This window comes from Faecalicatena contorta (genome assembly GCF_022835095.1).
GTDB classification, from domain to species: domain Bacteria; phylum Bacillota; class Clostridia; order Lachnospirales; family Lachnospiraceae; genus Faecalicatena; species Faecalicatena contorta.
Genome location: NZ_BQNQ01000001.1, coordinates 4926304 through 4944050 on the forward strand (window position 1 = coordinate 4926304; position 17747 = coordinate 4944050).

Below are 17747 nucleotides of genomic sequence, written 5' to 3' on the forward strand. Positions count from 1 at the left end.
ACTTACATCCCTTCTTTCATTACGCCCATTGTAACAGCCTCGCCGTTTATCTTCCATTTCTTCACATAGCCTGCCGGTTCTGCCTTCACAACTTCGTTTGCGAGTACTTCGCTTCCGATCTCTTTCCCGTGCTTTGCAAAGACACCTTCTGCTTTTGCGCTTCCCGCGTAAGTCACTTTGATCTTATCCATGACTTCAAAGTCTGCTTCCTTACGCATCGTCTGGATCTTGCTGATAATCTCTCTAACAAAACCTTCCTCTAACAGTTCTTCTGACAGGTTCGTATCCAGAACAACGGTAATACCGTTATCATTTTCAGACACATAACCCTCCATCTGCGCCGTGTCAATCAGCAGGTCTTCCTTAAACAGAGTAATCTCCTGGCCGCTGATATCCAGCTTTAATGCTCCCGTCTCATTAATCTCGTCCATAGCAGCATTGCCGTCGAGACTGTCCAGAGCAGACTTGATTCCACCTAACATCTTACCATACTTTGGCCCGACTGTCTTTAACTGTGGTTTAAAACTATATGAAGTAAAGTCTCTCACATCCTCTGTAAACTTCATATTCTTTACATTCAGCTCATCTTCAACGATTTCCTGATAAAATTCCGGAAGATCAAACCCTGCCTTCACAAACATCTGGCCGATTGGCTGACGGTTCTTGATATTAGCAGTATTGCGGCACGCGCGTCCCATTACAACCAGCTTCAGGACATTCGCCATATTGGATTCCAGCTCCCCATCGATATAAGTCTCGTTGACAACCGGGAAATCACAGAGATGGATACTCTCCAAGGCCCCACTGTCAATGCTGCATACCAGGTTCTGATAGATCTCTTCTGTCATAAACGGAATCATCGGCGCCGCCACCTTTGCAACGGTCACGAGCGCAGTGTACAGCGTCATATACGCATTGATCTTATCCTGCTCCATACCCTTTGCCCAGAAACGTTCCCTGCTTCTTCTGACATACCAGTTGCTCATGTCATCCACAAAGTCCTGCAGCGCCCTTGCGCTCTCCGGTATCCTGTAATTTTCAAGGTTCTCATCCACTGTCTTTATCAGTGTATTCAGTTTGGACAGCAGCCATTTATCCATAACACTCAGTTTTTCATAATCCAGGCTGTATTTCGTTGCATCAAATTCATCTATATTTGCATACAATACAAAAAATGCATAGGTATTCCACAGCGTTCCCATAAACTTACGCTGTCCCTCTGTCACTGCTTTTCCGTGGAAGCGGTTCGGCAGCCACGGTGCGCTGTTCACATAGAAGTACCAGCGGATTGCATCCGCGCCATACTGATTCAGCGCATCAAACGGATCCACAGCATTTCCCTTGGACTTGCTCATCTTCTGGCCATTCTCATCCTGCACATGGCCGAGCACGATGACATTCTTGTATGGCGACTTATTAAAGAGCAGAGTAGAGATTGCCAGCAGAGAATAGAACCATCCTCTCGTCTGGTCCACAGCCTCTGATATAAAGTCTGCCGGGAACTGCTGTTCAAACAGTTCTTTATTTTCAAACGGATAGTGGTGCTGTGCAAACGGCATGGAACCGCTGTCAAACCAGCAGTCAATCACCTCCGGCACGCGGTGCATCTCTTTGCCGCAGACCGGGCATTTTATCGTAACATCATCAATATACGGGCGGTGAAGCTCGATATCATCCGGACAGTTATCGGACATGGACTTCAGTTCTTCAATACTTCCGATGGAGTGCTGATGTCCGCACTCACACTCCCAGATATTCAGAGGCGTGCCCCAGTAACGGTTGCGGCTGATCCCCCAATCCTGCACATTCTCCAGCCAGTCGCCGAAACGTCCCTTCCCGATGCTCTCAGGGATCCAGTTGATCGTATTGTTATTGGCAATCAGATCGTCCTTCACGGCAGTCATATTGATGAACCAGGATTCGCGCGCGTAATAGATCAGCGGCGTATCGCATCTCCAACAGTGCGGATAGCTGTGCTCGAACTTCGGAGCATCAAAGAGAAGCCCTCTCTCCTCCAGGTCTTTAAGCACCATCGGATCCGCTTTCTTTACGAAGACTCCGGCAAATGGCGTGGACTCCGCCATATTACCCTTTTCATCTACAAGCTGTACAAACGGCAGTCCATAACTTCTCCCAACATTCGCATCGTCCTCACCAAAGGCAGGGGCAATGTGTACAATACCGGTACCATCCGTCAGTGTAACGTAGGAATCACAAGTCACATAGAACGCCTTCTTATTCTGTTTCGCAGCCCCCTCCGCCGCACAGGCAAACAGAGGCTCATATTCCTTGTATTCCAGATCCTTTCCTTTATATGTCTCCAGAATCTCATATGCCGGCTTATCCTCTTCTGCCAGCTTGCCAAGTACCGTATCCAGCAGTGCCTGTGCCATATAATACACATAGCCGTCTGCTGCTTTTACCTTCACATAATCCTCCACCGGGTTCACGCAGAGAGCCAGATTAGAAGGCAGTGTCCAAGGCGTAGTTGTCCATGCCAGAATATAAGCATCCTCATCCTTCACCTTAAATCTGACAATCGCAGATCGCTCCTTGACATCCTTATATCCCTGTGCCACTTCCTGGGCAGACAGAGGAGTCCCGCACCGCGGGCAGTAAGGTACAATCTTAAATCCCTTATAAAGAAGGCCCTTGTCCCAGATCTGTTTCAGCCCCCACCACTCGGATTCGATAAAATTATTATCATAGGTCACATAGGGATGTTCCATATCAGCCCAAAACCCAACCGTACTGGAGAAATCTTCCCACATTCCCTTATATTTCCAAACACTCTCTTTACACTTATCGATAAAAGGCTCCAGGCCATATTCCTCAATCTGATCCTTCCCGTCGAGTCCCAGAAGCTTTTCCACCTCCAGCTCAACCGGAAGCCCATGCGTATCCCATCCGGCTTTACGCGGGACCATATACCCCTTCATTGTGCGGTATCTCGGAATCATATCCTTGATAACGCGCGTCAGCACATGTCCGATATGAGGCTTCCCGTTAGCGGTCGGAGGCCCGTCATAGAATGTATACTCAGGGCAGCCTTCCCTCTCCTCCATACTTTTCCGGAAAATATTATTATCAGCCCAAAACTTTTCAACTTCTTTTTCACGCTCAACAAAATTCATATCCGTAGAAACTTTCTTATACATAACTCATCTCTTTCCTTTCTATTAAAATGAATCCTTATACACACAAAGCGGTTTTTCCCGCTTTAGCTCCTCACCCATGAGGGGCTTGCACACTTTGGCGCCGCCGCGGTGCCGCTTTGCGGCTATATACCTTATCGCGGCGTGTGCATCCTCCCGGAGGGTTTTTATGATATGGGAAATTCCTTTGGAATTTCCCATATCATAAAAAAGCTTCCGCCCTGTAATAGGACGAAAGCTTTAACTATCGTTTTACCACCTGTTACAACATACTCGGACTGCCTGTTCCTGCCCTGTATATGCGTTCCCGTAACGGAGGAACTCCGTCAGCCTCTACTGCTTACGTTTCGAGGACTGCGACTCAGAAGTGATGTTCAGAAACACCTTACTCATACCGGACTCCCACCGCCTCCGGCTCGCTGCAAATTTCAGATAAATCCTACTGTCTTCGTCATTGTCTTTCCTGTTTTGTCTGCACAGGGATATTATAAGAAGAAACCAGCGAATAGTCAAGGGATTGCACACAAATTTCACCAAATTCCATAGCCCCCCTCTTCATCCCCCCATACCAAACCTCGTAATCCAAGCCCCATTTCTATAAGTGAATTACCGGATATTTGTTGAACTTAATGTTATGCATAATGTATAATGAAACCATACGTTTATTCGAAGGGCGAAACCGCCCCTGCAGATCGATATTCCACCCGTATAAGTTCCATATTCAAAACTACAAAGGAGATTTGTTATATGAGAAGAAAGCCTGACCTTCACATTCGATTTTTTAACGATTTTGCAGTATCCAGCCCCTATTATGAGTACGCTCCGAGCGCACACAACAGTACACAGTTGACATTGTTGATATCCTACCTGGTTGCCAATCAGGATACCAAAGTGCCAAAAGACGTACTGATGGCCATGCTGTGGCCCGACGAAAAGGATAAGTGTCCGGTCGGCGCCCTGCGCAATCTGGTATACAGAGCCCGTAAAGAGCTCGAACATCTTTATCCCGATAAGGATGTGGATTACATCAAGTTTACCCAGGATGCCTACTACTGGAATCCAGATCTTTACTGTAAGATCGACATCCATGACTTTGAGAATTACAACAACCTGGCCCGGCAGGAACCTGATCCGGAAAGGCAGTTCCGTTATTACTACCGGATGCACCGCCTTTATACCGGTGAATTTCTTTCCAACCACACCTCCATCGAATGGGTTCAGTACCGCATAACCTATTATAAGAATATGTATATCAACTGTACCATGAATATGTGTGAATATCTCTATACCAGGCGCCGTTATGATGAATTGATTGCTTTATGTGACCAGTCTATTATTTTCTATCCCGACGAAGACCGTTTTTACCGTTATAAACTGCTTGCTTATCTGGGTATGAATACAATTAAGACAGCACTGGAATACTACCACACTACCCTGGATTTTTTTTCTTCCAAATACGGTACTGATATCAGCGGATCTCTGAGGGATGTCCATCAGGAGATTCTCCTGCGCATGCCCAGCAAAGAGCTTGATATCAACGAACTGGAGACAACGCTTGGAAAAGATGATAAGAGCGGACAGACTTTTTACTGCAATTTTGATATCTTCAAGAACATCTATCATCTGCATTCCCGCTCCTCCCTGCGTATGCCGGGACGGCATTATCTGATGCTGCTTACTCTGCATTCAAAGAAGGAAAAGATGCCGGATGCCGCAAAGGTAAAAGAAGTCATGGAAACCCTGTACTATATGCTTTCCACACATTTGCGTAAAAATGACGTCTTCACCAGGACATCGCTGACTCAGTACTCTGTGCTCCTGTGCGTAACAGAAAAAATAGGCGTGGATACGGTAGCTGACCGAATAAACGAGGCGTTCCATGAGATGAATCCAAATTCGGAATTGTATCTGGAAGTCTCGAGCAAGGAAATCTAAAAACCGGAGCAAAGCGGGTAAGCCCCGGAGGCATTTCCTATATCGTAAAACAGCACCGCAGCAGAAGAGGCAGACTGTACCGGGGATGCATACTTATTGCACGATCCCCGGTACAGCCCGCCTCTCCTGCTGCGGTGCTGTTATAATCTCTTTCTTCTTATTGTATATATCCAGAACTGTCACATTATTATAGAATTCTGTGACTTCATGGAACCTGCCTTTTACTGAAAGCGCCTATTTGCGTGAATCATTCACTGCCTTATACATTGCCAGTATATTTACTCCCGGTACATCAGGCATGATGTTGTGTTCCTGATTGAATACAAATCCCCCTCCCGGAGCAAAGATATCAATCATTCTTCTTGTGTAATCATAAACCTCTTCCGGCGTGGATCTGTTCAGGATGCTTCTTGTATTGCATCCGCCGCCCCAGAATGTTATATCGTTTCCAAATTCGCGCTTTAATGTTGCGGGATCCATCTGATATGCAGTTGTCTGAACCGGATTGATCACATCATATCCTGCGTCAATCAGATCTCCCATAATCGGATAAATAGAGCCGCAGGAGTGCAGGAATGTCTTCATATTACTGTGTTTATGCACATATTCATTCAACTGTTTATGATATGGTTTGAATAACTCCTGATATTTTTCTCTGGACATAAACATCCCGGTGTCCATTCCAAGATCATCTCCAAAACGGAGGATGTCTACAATATCTCCCACAGATTCACATACCTTTTCCAAAGTAGCCAGATGACGGATCATCAGCTGTTCCACCAGTGATTCCACATTTTCCGGGTCTGCATATGTATCCATCAGGAAGTTGTCAATTCTTCTCAGAAAGGTTCCCCACTCGAACAGGTTGCATCCGCAGGTAATCATCAACGCACGGTCTGTTTTCTCTCTCAGGGCCAGTGTCCGCTCTCTCAGTTTCTGATAAAAATGATCTTCGCCGGCATGATCCCAGGGGCTGTGCACCAATGCGCTCCAGAGCACTTTTCCCATCTGATGGTCCAGATCTGACCAGTCATCCGGATAATCATCTATATAAGGGAAATACGTCTGGTCAAAGAAAGTTGCGCCCACCGGCATTCTTGCGATCAGAGTTCCTTCTGCGTCATGAACAACATAGTCTCCGTTTTCCAGCTTTTTCGGCTGAAACCATTTGGGATACTGACCGGTAGAACCATCCGCCAGTGTTACATCGTACCAGTCATCATCGTTCTCATTAAACACCCTTCCGATATCAATCACATCTACACCGAACTTATCCATAAGTTCAAGCTCAGGCTGTACTACCTGCTGAACAACGTCGTATATTCTTGTATGCCCGCCTGTAATACCCATCTCCTTCTTCAGGTTGTTGTAAGCAATTGCTGAGATTCCTGAACTTGGAGTCCCGCCCAGATCCAGCGGCACATAATCGGGTTCTTTGTGGTTGATTGCTGCCAATACTCTTTCCCTTGACATCATCATATTTATTCCTCCAATTCTAAACGATTAGATTTTTTTGTATGCGATAATTAATTTGTTACTTATGATTATAACTGAAAGAGTTTTAAATTCAACATGGTTTTTAATATTTTTATCTAAACGTTTAGATTCTTTGATTTTTCTAAAATAATATGCTATGATGAAGCAACAGAATTATGCAGTGCTGATTTTACAAAATACCGGAGGTGACTGTCATTGGCAACCTTAAAAGATGTCGCAAGAGACGCAGGAGTTTCTATTGCGACGGTATCCTGCTGCCTGAGCGGCGCAAGGAATGTAAAGCCGGAGACCCGTGCCAGAATCATGGATTCCATAGAGAAGCTGAAATATATCCCAAATGCATCTGCACGCAACCTCAAGACCGCGGATTCAAAAAAAATAGGGATTGTGCTGACAGATATTGATGATTATTACCATGCCGAAATTTTCAAAGGCATTTCATCCTATCTTCAGAATAAGGGGTTCAGCATGAATGTAGCCTTTTCCAATAACTCCCCTGATATCGAATGCGATAAGATCGATGATTTTGTAAGCGGAAATGTATCCGGGCTGCTGATTATTACATCACAGCCACAGAATACCGAATTTTTCACCGCCAGAATCAGAAATTATAACATCCCCGCCGTATTTATAGAGCGCAGGCCCGATAATCTGAATACCAGTTTTGTCAGCTTTGACAATTCTAAAACCACCTATTATTTAACAGAAAATCTTATAAAAAAGGGGTATCAGAATATTGCCCTGATCACGGGATCACAGCAGTTTTCCTCGGAGGCCGAGGCCATAAAAGGCTACCAGCTTGCTCTGCAGGATTATGAACTTCCTGTTAATCCGGATCTGATCCAAACCACCAATCTGACCAGGGAGGATGGGTTCAAAGCATTTCTCACCCTCCCCCTCCTGGATCAGATAGACGCCGTAATCACCACCTCTGAAAATATAGCCCAGGGCGTGGCAGAAGCCTGCAAAATACAGGGCAGCATCCCCTCCGATGACATACAGATCCTGACCTTTGGAGAAGAGTCCTGGAACCGCGTTAATCTGTCCGGAATCATCCACACCTCGCGCACCGCATTCACGCTGGGCACAAAAGCCGCGCAGCTGCTCATGCAAAACATTGAATCGCCTGTCCTGTTTGAGGAAAAAACTCTGATTTTCACGGATGAAATCATACACAGCAGGCTTCCTCTGCCCGAAGCCAAAAAAAAGACCCCTGCCTCCAAAAAGGCGGGCTCTTCAAAGGAACCGCTGCGTATCCTGATGGCAGACCTCGCAACCTCCCATGCCGCCAGGCTGCTTTCCGAAAACTTTACACGGCAGACAGGAAATCCTGTGGAGATCGATTTTGCCGCCCAGAATGAACTGCCTGGCAAAATTGTGGAAGATCTGGGCCGCTCCCGGTCCCACTACGATATTTATATGTATGATATCCCCTGGCTGCAGTATCTGGTTCAAAACGGACTGATTGCAGACATCACTGATTTCATAGAAAGCGACAGCTTCAACTCGGATGCCTTTTTCCCGGAAAATCTGAACAACTGTATGTTCGATAAGCGTTATTACGGCATCCCGATCGTCGGCGGTTCACAGATATTATTTTACAGACAGGATCTTTTCGAAAACAGGCGCATACAAAAGGATTTTAAAAAGATGTTTCAGATTCCGCTCTCCCCGCCCCGTACATGGACAGAGTTCAACGGGATCGCCTCCTTTTTCACAAGAGACTGCAATCCGGATTCTCCCACCCAATACGGTACCTCTATGGCCGGAATCGTAGATGAAGAACTGGCTCCCGAGATCCTGATCCGGCTCTGGTCAGGCGGCGGAAAACTCTGGGACAAATACAACCGGGTCTGCATGAATACCCCGGAGAACGCCCAGGCCTTCGGCAGTATCCTGAAAACTCTCAATTATATAGAAACCTTCCCGTTCGAAACCGATATATCCAAAACGGTCCATGATTTCTGTTCGGGAAAGACCGCAATGCTGATCACCTACTCGGAATATGCCGGCCAGATCTGCCAGAGCATCCATAACAACATCATCGGACGCGTGGGATACGAATCCATCCCCGGAAAGACCCCGGCCAGCGTCGGCTGGAATCTGGGCATGAATCCCTGCACCGCCCGTTACGAGGAAGCCTGCCTGTACTTCCAGTGGCTCAGCAAAAAAGATATCAGCATTTACATGACCATCCTGGACGGCCAGTCCCCCGCCCGCGCGCCATACTCCAGCCACGAACTCCTGAAGCTGTATCCCTGGCTGGAACTGACCGAAAAGAGCTTCGAATACTGCCGGAAAAGAACCGGGCCATACAGCAAAAACTCCCTCATCATCCCCCAGAGCCGTATAGAAACAACCCTCTGCACTGTACTGAGGCGTATCGTAACCGATGGGCTGGGCATAGCGGAGGCACTTGATGAGGGACAGAAAGAAATGCAGGCATTATTCAAATCCTACGGCTATCCAAAACCGCTGCATTTACTGCCCTGAAGGATTCGTCGATCTGACGAATCCTTTTACATTGGATGATTACAATCCATAGCACACCGCCGGGCTTTTACGGCAGGTGACGGAAGTGAAAAAGGAGAGTCTAGGCATCAAATGTAAAATGGTATTCCTCGAATAACTTATTAATCTTATCCTTAACGGGAACTTTTAATTCCTTTTCCAGACAATCTGTCATTTTTTTTGCAATGTTTTTTGCCTGGAATACAGCGTGGGAGGCTAAAAGCATATCTATATATTCGAAATATATATCTTCCATATAAGGCTCTATTGCCAGAATCTTTTCGTAGTAATCCTGGCCCTTTAAATAATCTTTTTTATCTTTGAAAAAATTAGCAATATGTTTGAGCGTATGTATGTATTTCACATTTATTTTTTCCCTCTCTATTTCTAAGAAAGGTTCATATGGATATTCTTCAAAAAAATCTCCCTTATATAAAAGATCAAGCTTATTCAGTAAACTTTCATCAATCACGTCTTTCCTATTCATAATACAGTTGCAAACATCGTCAAACTCATCAATATCCAGGGAAATTCCATTGGAACTAAGCTGATAACATTCTTTCGTACGCAGGATGTACTTTGAGTTTTTCCCGGATTTAAGATCTGGTTCCAGTGCTTTGCGGAGAACAGAAAGCGCCACATTAAAATGGTTGGCATTATCATACATGATTCCGGGAAAAACAGCGTCTATAATGATATCCTTATTGATTTTGTGCTTCCTGTTCACGATGAGAAACTGAAGTATGCGAAGGCTTGAATTTCTTTTAATATTTATATCTTTGCCGTTCAATACAATGTGAAAGCTTCCAAGGGTGCTTATTTTTAGATCTTCCTGGTCTGAAGGCTCCATGAAATCTGAATCACTGCCTTCCGCGGAAATATCCATAACCCACTCGTATTTGTATTTGCGGCATATTTCAGAGAGCTCCTGCTTTTTTGAGCGGATCCGATCTGCCTCATCCATCAGAGTATAAAGCTCCAGCTGCTTTTTCACAATACTGTAATGAAGATAACCACATTTCAGACAGCTTTCATATGCGATATTCAAACTCCATTCGGCCTGGCGGAATTTCCCGCTCTGTAAATATGCGTTGCCTAATGTCAGATATGAAAGCGCTATATCATATCCATCGCTGTACTCTATCACAGAATCGATTGATTTTTTTGCCCAGATAATAGCCGCATCATACTCTTTTTTTTCAGTAAGCAAAGTACTTTTGTCCGTCAAAAGCCAAAATGAAATAAATGGCTCTTCTTCAGCTAAGCCAAAGGCCTGTGAAAGATAAAACTCAGCTTGTCCGTAGTCTTTAAGAGCTATATATAATCGAGTTAGCACTTCCAGGGTATGTACCTGCATAATTACGATGTGGTGTCTTTCAGAAATAAATAAGGCCTGCCTCGCATATTCAAGGCTTTTTTCGTATGATCCCATACATATATGGCACTCCGCAATTAATTGGAGATTGCAGGCAATCAGGGCATAGTCATTAAATTCCGTTGCGTTCTGATACGACTTTTCAAACATTTCTTTTGCTTCGGATATTCTGCCCGTATGATAATAAAATGTCCCCAGTCTGTTTTGCAGATTAGATAATAAAAAAATATTCTGGTTCATCTCCGCCGTATGAATAGCATCATTCAATGGATCAATAAACTCAATAAGAATTGATTCCGGAATACATCTTGCTAAAAACAGCGAGGTATTCGAAAAAAGCAATTTCGGTGATATTTCCTCTAAATGGCCGTCAATTACGTTTATAAACTGCATCGCATTGTATCTGTGCCCGATGAGTTTTATTATTTTCGTTGCTGATTTATAGTCATTGCTGGCAACTGCATGCGCGAAAGCCAGTATGTAGGAATGGCGCTGCATATAGATTTCCGTCAGCTTATTGTGCTGCTGCGACATTTTGCCTGCATTAAAATGATAATAGCGTTCGTATAAAAATTGTCTGAAAAGTTTATGGTATCTGACTGCACCGTACTCGTTTTTATATACAAATGCATGATTATCAAGGAGGTATCTGATGATCTCTTCTCCTCTGTTGATTTCAAGAAAATGATCTACTATATCTGGTTCAAGCTCTGTCATTAAACTGGTTTTCAACATGAAGTCCTTTATTTCTTCCGTTTCACACTCAAATACTTCATTGCTGAGATAATCAAAAATATCAGGAACGTTTGATAAAAGATGAAAATCAAGGCGGTTTCTTTTTGGGTTCGGGAATTTTTGAATATATTCAAGGATGAGTTGATAACTTGCAGGCCAGCCTTGTGTTATCTCATAGATCCAATCCAGCTCATAAGGTTTCAGATTCAGATTGTTATAATTATTAAAATAATCCTCTGTTTCCCGTCTTGAAAAAGCCAGATCATCGGCATCCAGTTCATAGTAGCGTTTTTTTGATTTCAAAAGCGGCAGTGAAAAGTCAGGCCGCTGTTTCCCCATGATAACAATCGTGACGAGAGGATTCGCAGCTTCTATTACCCTTGCTATAAATTTATGAATATCCGATTGTGCACTCGTCATATGATAATTGTCAAACACGATAAACAACGGAGCTGTAAGAGCGTTCAGTTTACTTATTATACTGTCAATTTCATCTTCAGCAGACAGCTCTTTCGGACTATAAGGAGTATCGGATTCTTCCGGTAAGAGCTCCAGCACTTCCTTTCTTATATTCGAAAGCAGATGGGCATCGTATCTGATAATGCTGTCAATACCACACCAGATATTATTTATATTGTAGTGTAATAAATAACTATACATCAAAACTGTTTTGCCAAATCCGCTGTTGGCAAATATTCCTATAAGCGACACATTTCTGTGTGATTCCAGCTTATTGTAAAGACTCTCCCTTAAATATCCGGATGCCGCATCTGATGATTCTGCAGTGTTTTTGTCATCTGTTTGTAATGACTTCATTTTATCCCTCCCTGAACAATAACATTTGTTAAAAAGTAATACATTAAAGGTTTTAAGGAGCCGCTTATTTCGTGTATTTATATGTAAGTATACTTACACGAATATAAAATTACAAGGAACTCCGGCAGATTTGTAAGTAAAAGAAAAAAAGCTGTAAGTAAGCAGTAACGCAAAGTGGATATTATCAGGGCAGCCCCAAAAGCGAAGCGAATGCCTGACGTTTATTTAAGGGAGGTGAGCCAGGTAAGCTATGAATTGAGCAAAACAGGCATTGAAAGCTGCAGGGAATGTTATGAACAAAAAGACAGAATAGTGGAAAGAGGGCACACAAATGGAACAAAGTTATAATCCGTATGATAATGTATTAAAAGTTGTCGAGCAGGCCGCAGGAATACTGGGGTATAAACAAAGTGAATATGAGGCCATTAAATTTCCGGAAAGAGAATTAAAGGTTTCTATTCCCGTTGAGATGGACGATGGAAGCGTCCATGTGTTTGAGGGATTTCGTATTCAACATTCTACTTCCCGTGGTCCGGCAAAAGGCGGCATTCGTTTTCATCCCTGTGTTAACAATGATGAAGTAAAAGCACTCGCAGCCTGGATGACATTTAAATGTGCAGTGGTCAATATTCCTTATGGCGGAGGAAAGGGAGGGGTTATTTGTAACCCCTTGCAATTATCTGAGAGAGAACTGCGTGCACTTACCAGAAGATTTACAGCAGCTATCGCACCCTTAATCGGTCCGGATCAGGATATTCCCGCACCGGATGTGGGAAGTAACGCGGCTGTCATGGGCTGGATGATGGATACCTACAGTATGCTAAAGGGACATTGTGTACATGGCGTCGTAACAGGAAAACCCATAGAACTTGGCGGTGCATTGGGAAGAAATGAAGCCACTGGACGCGGAGTGATGTTTACGACAAAAAACATCCTGAATAAACTGAACATTCCTGTGAAAGGAACAACTGTGCAGTCCAGGGGATGGGAAATGTAGGCAGCGTTACAGCAAGACTTCTGCAGGAGGAAGGTATGAAGGTTGTAGCGGTTAGTGATGTATCCTGCGCTCTGTATAATAAAAATGGATTGGATATAGCAGCCATTTTGGATTATTTATCACGGGATCGTAAAAATCTGCTTAAAGATTTAGATCTTAAGGACACAGCAGTAATGACAAATGAAGAATTGCTGACCCTGGATGTAAAAGTTTTGATACCGGCAGCTCTTGAGAATCAAATTAATGAGAACAATGTGGATCGAATTAAGGCAGATGTTATCGTAGAAGCAGCCAATGGCCCCGTATCCCCGGAGGCAGATGAGGTTCTGGCTGAAAAAGGAATTGTACTTGTACCGGATATCCTTGCCAACGCCGGCGGCGTTGTTGTTTCCTATTTTGAATGGGTGCAGAATATTCAGTCTGTTAACTGGACCGAAACTGAAGTAAATGAAAAGCTTAAAAATATCATGGATCCTGCATTCGATGCAGTCTGGAACATTGCTCAGGAAAACCATACTACTTTGCGTACCGGTGCATATCTTATCGCCATCAGACGTGTTGTAGAAGCGAAAAAGTCAAGGGCTATATGGCCATAATCAATACACATAACTATGTGAAAGGAGAATTGAAATGGATTACACATTTTATCAGGGAGTAAAAGTGATTCCCGGCATAGGATCGGTCAATAAAATTGGCGAGCTGTGCAGGGATACAGGCTGTAAAAAAGCTTTTATAGTTTGTGATCAGGGTATAAAACAATCTGGTATAGCAGACAGAATAGAAAAACTGCTGGAGAAATCTGCAATTGAATATTACGAATATGCAAAAGTGGTATCTGATCCGCCAGCCTCTGTCATAGACGAAGGGGCACAAATCTGCAGGGAGAATAACTGTGATTGTGTAATAGCAGTGGGTGGCGGAAGTGCTCTTGATTCTGCCAAAGGGATTAACATTCTGCGGTTTAATCCAGGCAGAATATTAGACTATGCAGCAAAGCCGATGCAGGTATGCCGCGGTTTAATTACTATTCCCACGACTTCCGGGACCGGTTCTGAATTATCTAATGGAGCGATTATCTCTGATACGGAACATAATTTAAAACTTCCAATATTGTGCGCAAATTGTATGAGTGAATATACAATTCTGGACCCGGAACTTACCCGGGGAATGCCCGCCTCCTTAACCATGATGACGGGATTAGATGTGTTTTCACATGCTTTTGAAGCTTATACGGCTATAACAGCAAATATGATGACGGATTTAGTTTGTGAAAAAATTATGGAAACAGTGATTGAATACCTGCCACAGGTTATCAAAGACGGGAATAATCTTGCCGCAAGAGAAAAAATGCAGGCAGCCTCCTCAATGGGAGGATGGATGTTATACAATTGCTGTGCCCACGTGGGACACAGTATCGCTCACGTTCTCGGTGCACATTTCCATTTGGCTCATGGCGCCTGCTGTTCATATGGCCTTAGTAATGTTATTGTAGAAATGGCAGATACACAGTGTGAAAAGATTAAAAAAACAGGCCGGCTATTTGGTTTGACATTTGATGATGATATCAGTAGTATTGAGATCGCGTCAATGGTTGCAAATAAATATAAAGAGTTTGCTTCTGAATTAGGTTTAAAACCTGTTGAAGACTGTCAATTACAAACAGATACTCTTGATGAACTGGTGAATGAAGTGGTAAATGAGCCATTTGCAGGATTAGCACCGTTTAAAGTCACACATGATGTGGCGGAACGTTTATTAAGGTCAACATTAAAATTGTAAGTAAAATAAGAAAATGTGTAAGAAAGCAGTAACATAGAAAATGTATGATTAACTTAACCAAAAAACTGAGCGAAAGCCAGATGTTAATTTAAGGAGGAGAATTATCAAATGAAGAAAAAGAATGATTGCCCAAAGAGCAGAGCGATGACAGAAGAGTTTTTGGATTACTTCCCGGTAGCACACTCAAATATGAGGATTAAAGTAAGTGCACAAAATTACAGAATGTTTATTGATCATGGAGAAGGAAGCCGTCTCTATGATATTGACGGAAATGAATATATTGACTATTGCATTTCTTACGGACCTGCTGCATTGGGTTCCAAACACGAAGAACTCTCAAAAGCACTGATTGATTTGATCGAGACAAGGCCTACTGCAAGCTTTTTCTTTTCTGATGACGATGTGAAGCTTGGCGAACTTATCAGAAAATATGTTCCGTGTGCAGATAAAATCAAAATGCAGATGACAGGTACAGAAGCAGTGCAGACAGCAATTCGAATTGCCAGGGCATATACAGGGAAACCAATGATCCTGAAATTTGCAGAATGTTTCCATGGCTGGATTGATAATGTGTTTGGCGGCGGATATGACCCAAGTCCGAGTGGATTGCCTTTAATGTCATTAAGAGAAGATGATCACTCTTATTGCCCTGGGTTAAGTAAAATCGCAACACAGGAGACGTTAGTAATTCCTTTTAATGACTTTGACATTCTTGAAGAAACGTTCAAAAATTATGGACATATGATTGCAATCTGCCATTTTGAGGCGGTTCCGATTAACCATTTCTCTCTTCAGCCAAAGCCTGGTTTTTTAGAGAAAATCAGGGAATTGTGTACAAAGTATAATGTAGTAATGAGTATGGACGAAGTGCTCACAGGATTCAGAGTCGGACCGGGAGGCGCACAGGGGCTTTTTGGAGTTAAACCTGACATTGCAACCTTCGGTAAGATGTTTGCCGGCGGCGTAGCATCTGCATTTGTATGTGGCGTAGAGGAAGTTATGAGAGTGCTTCCGGAGAAGAATGTTCTTTCTGCCGGTACATTTAATGGCTGGCCTTTGGCTCAAAGGGCAGCGGCAACTACGATCGACATCCTGACCAGAAATGATGGAGAGGCTTACAGGAACATGTATGAAAAACAGGAAAAGATTATGGATGGACTTGTATGCCTTGCAGATAAATATGGATTGAAGCTGAGGATTACAGAGAATCCCGGTTGCTTCTATACTATTTTTGGAGTAGAAGGCGGCAGAACACCTATTTATTCAGATGATGATATCAAGGATATGGACGATGATCAGAACAATACCTTCCGTAAATTAATGGAGAACAACGGGGTGCTCATCTTACCTGCAAACCGTTGGTTAATGAGTTTTGTTGTAACAGATGAAGATGTTCAGTGGACATTGGAAGCTGCAGAAGATGTAATGAAGCAAATGGCCAAATAAACAATCTCATTCGAGGACTTTACGAGGAGGAGGAAATGAAGAAATGAGGAAATTAGATAAGTATGATATTGATTTTAGATCAACTACCGGAAAAATCCCATGGGTAGATAAAATCGCAATGTCCTTAAACAGCGGATTTGCATTCAATGTTGCCTGGATAATATTCGGATATTACCTGATGTTCTTTTATACAGATATTGTAGGAATGAGTGCAGGTGTAGCCGGAACCATCATTTTAGCAGCACGGCTTCTGGATGTTATAACAGACCCGATCATAGGATATTTAATAGATAATGTCTGCCTGAAATGGGGAAGATTCCGTTCATGGATGTTTGTTGGTATTCTTCCGCTTACGATATCATTTGTAGCAATATTTACAAATTTAAAGGGCGCCACAATGGGCACAAAGCTTGTATGGGCAGCAATCAGCTACAGTATATTTGGAGCAATAGGCGCAACAGCAACCTATTCGCCCTTTACCGGCATGGTAATGAATATGACCAAAAACCCACAGGAGAGAGCAGTGATTGCAAGCCTGCAGGGTATGTTTAATGGTATATCAAATATTGTTGCTGCTACCTTCTTCATCTCGCTGGTTAAGCTATTTGGTCATAATTCGGCCGATCAGTCCAAAGGATACTTTGGAGCAGCTATCGTAATCGCGGCAATCATATTTATTTGCGCATTATTTGTAATTATAATCAGTAAAAAATATGAATTAAACAGAGATGGATCTGTAAGAGAACATCTTATGCAGACAGAACATGAACCGTTTTTAAGCCAGCTGAAAAATCTGGCGGCAAACAGACCCGTAATTATTCTTATTACAGGACAAATTATATTTCAGATCATGCTGGCTATAAGGAACGGCGTAATGATTTACTTTTTCCAGTATTACTGGGGAATGGAAGATTTTTATGTCACAGCGGTATTCTGGAATACAGTAGCATTGGGCGTGGGGGCGTTGTTACTTAAGCCGCTTATCAAATGCTTTGGCGATACTAACAGAGCCTATAAAGTAGTGATAGCAGTAAACATCGTGTTATTTGCAGTTATGTTTTTTATGGTTCGGGCTATGGGTGCAGAAGGCAGTGGCGAATCAATACAATTTGGACTGCTGTTCGCTGTGTTTCTTTTCAGTGGTCTGGCGATTGGTTCTTATACTTCATTTGCAACTGTTTTAACACTTAATACCGTAGACCACAGCGAATACATAGCTGGAAAACCACAGGCCGGACTGATCCATGCGGGCTTCGGACTGTCAATTACGCTTGGAGCAGCTTTAGGAGGATTCTTCTTCGGAAATATATTAGAAGCCATCGGATATGTGGCCAATGCAAAACAGAGTGCAGGCACATTGAATTCAATGCTGTTTGTAATGTTCGCAGTACCTGCTCTTCTTACGTTAGCACATTTTGTATTGCAGCAGTTTTTCAATCTTACCGACAAACAGGTTGCTGAAGAACTCCAGGAAATGAAATCCAAAAAAAGCGAAGCATAA

8 protein-coding genes and 1 pseudogene are annotated in these 17747 nt (G+C 43.3%); 6 read left to right on the top strand and 3 right to left on the bottom strand.

Going from position 1 to position 17747, the window contains the following annotated elements; genetic code table 11:
• Positions 1-2 precede the first annotated feature (2 nt).
• Positions 3-3158 (bottom strand): isoleucine--tRNA ligase, encoded by a 3156-nt coding sequence (gene ileS / locus MWG26_RS22030; RefSeq protein WP_117440556.1) that lies wholly within the window; start codon positions 3156-3158, stop codon positions 3-5.
• A gap of 744 nt (positions 3159-3902) precedes the next feature.
• Between ileS and MWG26_RS22035 the strand changes: the two genes are divergently transcribed.
• Positions 3903-5090, top strand: coding sequence for an AfsR/SARP family transcriptional regulator (locus MWG26_RS22035; protein WP_025653796.1), 1188 nt, complete (start codon positions 3903-3905; stop codon positions 5088-5090).
• Positions 5091-5324: 234 nt separating this feature from the next.
• On the opposite strand, the gene MWG26_RS22040 is transcribed toward MWG26_RS22035, so the two are convergent.
• A complete protein-coding gene (locus MWG26_RS22040; RefSeq protein WP_207658932.1) occupies positions 5325-6569 on the bottom strand; it encodes a uroporphyrinogen decarboxylase family protein in 1245 nt (414 codons plus the stop codon).
• A 213-nt stretch (positions 6570-6782) separates the two neighbouring features.
• On the opposite strand from MWG26_RS22040, the gene MWG26_RS22045 reads away from it, so the two are divergent.
• On the top strand, positions 6783-9080 hold the full coding sequence (locus tag MWG26_RS22045) for an extracellular solute-binding protein (RefSeq protein WP_025653798.1): 2298 nt from the start codon (positions 6783-6785) through the stop codon (positions 9078-9080).
• Positions 9081-9180: 100 nt separating this feature from the next.
• Here MWG26_RS22045 and MWG26_RS22050 read toward each other — a convergent pair whose 3' ends face one another.
• Positions 9181-12024: a tetratricopeptide repeat protein gene (locus MWG26_RS22050; protein WP_117440555.1), complete on the bottom strand. Its 2844-nt coding sequence runs from the start codon at positions 12022-12024 to the stop codon at positions 9181-9183.
• A 331-nt stretch (positions 12025-12355) separates the two neighbouring features.
• On the opposite strand from MWG26_RS22050, the pseudogene MWG26_RS23115 reads away from it, so the two are divergent.
• The 4 genes and pseudogenes from MWG26_RS23115 to MWG26_RS22070 all read left to right on the top strand — a co-directional run bounded on the left by MWG26_RS23115 (position 12356) and on the right by MWG26_RS22070 (position 17747).
• Positions 12356-13617 (top strand): annotated as a pseudogene (locus tag MWG26_RS23115) (Glu/Leu/Phe/Val family dehydrogenase).
• A gap of 34 nt (positions 13618-13651) precedes the next feature.
• Positions 13652-14800, top strand: coding sequence for an iron-containing alcohol dehydrogenase (locus MWG26_RS22060; RefSeq protein WP_025653801.1), 1149 nt, complete (start codon positions 13652-13654; stop codon positions 14798-14800).
• 108 nt (positions 14801-14908) lie between these two features.
• Entirely contained in the window at positions 14909-16246 is a 1338-nt protein-coding gene (locus MWG26_RS22065; RefSeq protein WP_025653802.1) for an aspartate aminotransferase family protein, read from the top strand.
• 43 nt (positions 16247-16289) lie between these two features.
• A complete protein-coding gene (locus MWG26_RS22070) occupies positions 16290-17747 on the top strand; it encodes an MFS transporter (RefSeq protein WP_025653803.1) in 1458 nt (485 codons plus the stop codon).

What these genes read in the sequence shown, in the direction of transcription:
- MWG26_RS22065 (WP_025653802.1), top strand. Translation starts at nt 14,909, where the DNA reads ATGAAGAAAAAGAATGATTGCCCAAAGAGCAGAGCGATGACAGAAGAG.
- MWG26_RS22035 (WP_025653796.1), top strand. Translation starts at nt 3,903, where the DNA reads ATGAGAAGAAAGCCTGACCTTCACATTCGATTTTTTAACGATTTTGCA.
- MWG26_RS22070 (WP_025653803.1), top strand. Translation starts at nt 16,290, where the DNA reads ATGAGGAAATTAGATAAGTATGATATTGATTTTAGATCAACTACCGGA.
- MWG26_RS22040 (WP_207658932.1), bottom strand. Translation starts at nt 6,569, where the DNA reads ATGATGATGTCAAGGGAAAGAGTATTGGCAGCAATCAACCACAAAGAA.
- MWG26_RS22050 (WP_117440555.1), bottom strand. Translation starts at nt 12,024, where the DNA reads ATGAAGTCATTACAAACAGATGACAAAAACACTGCAGAATCATCAGAT.
- MWG26_RS22060 (WP_025653801.1), top strand. Translation starts at nt 13,652, where the DNA reads ATGGATTACACATTTTATCAGGGAGTAAAAGTGATTCCCGGCATAGGA.
- ileS (WP_117440556.1), bottom strand. Translation starts at nt 3,158, where the DNA reads ATGTATAAGAAAGTTTCTACGGATATGAATTTTGTTGAGCGTGAAAAA.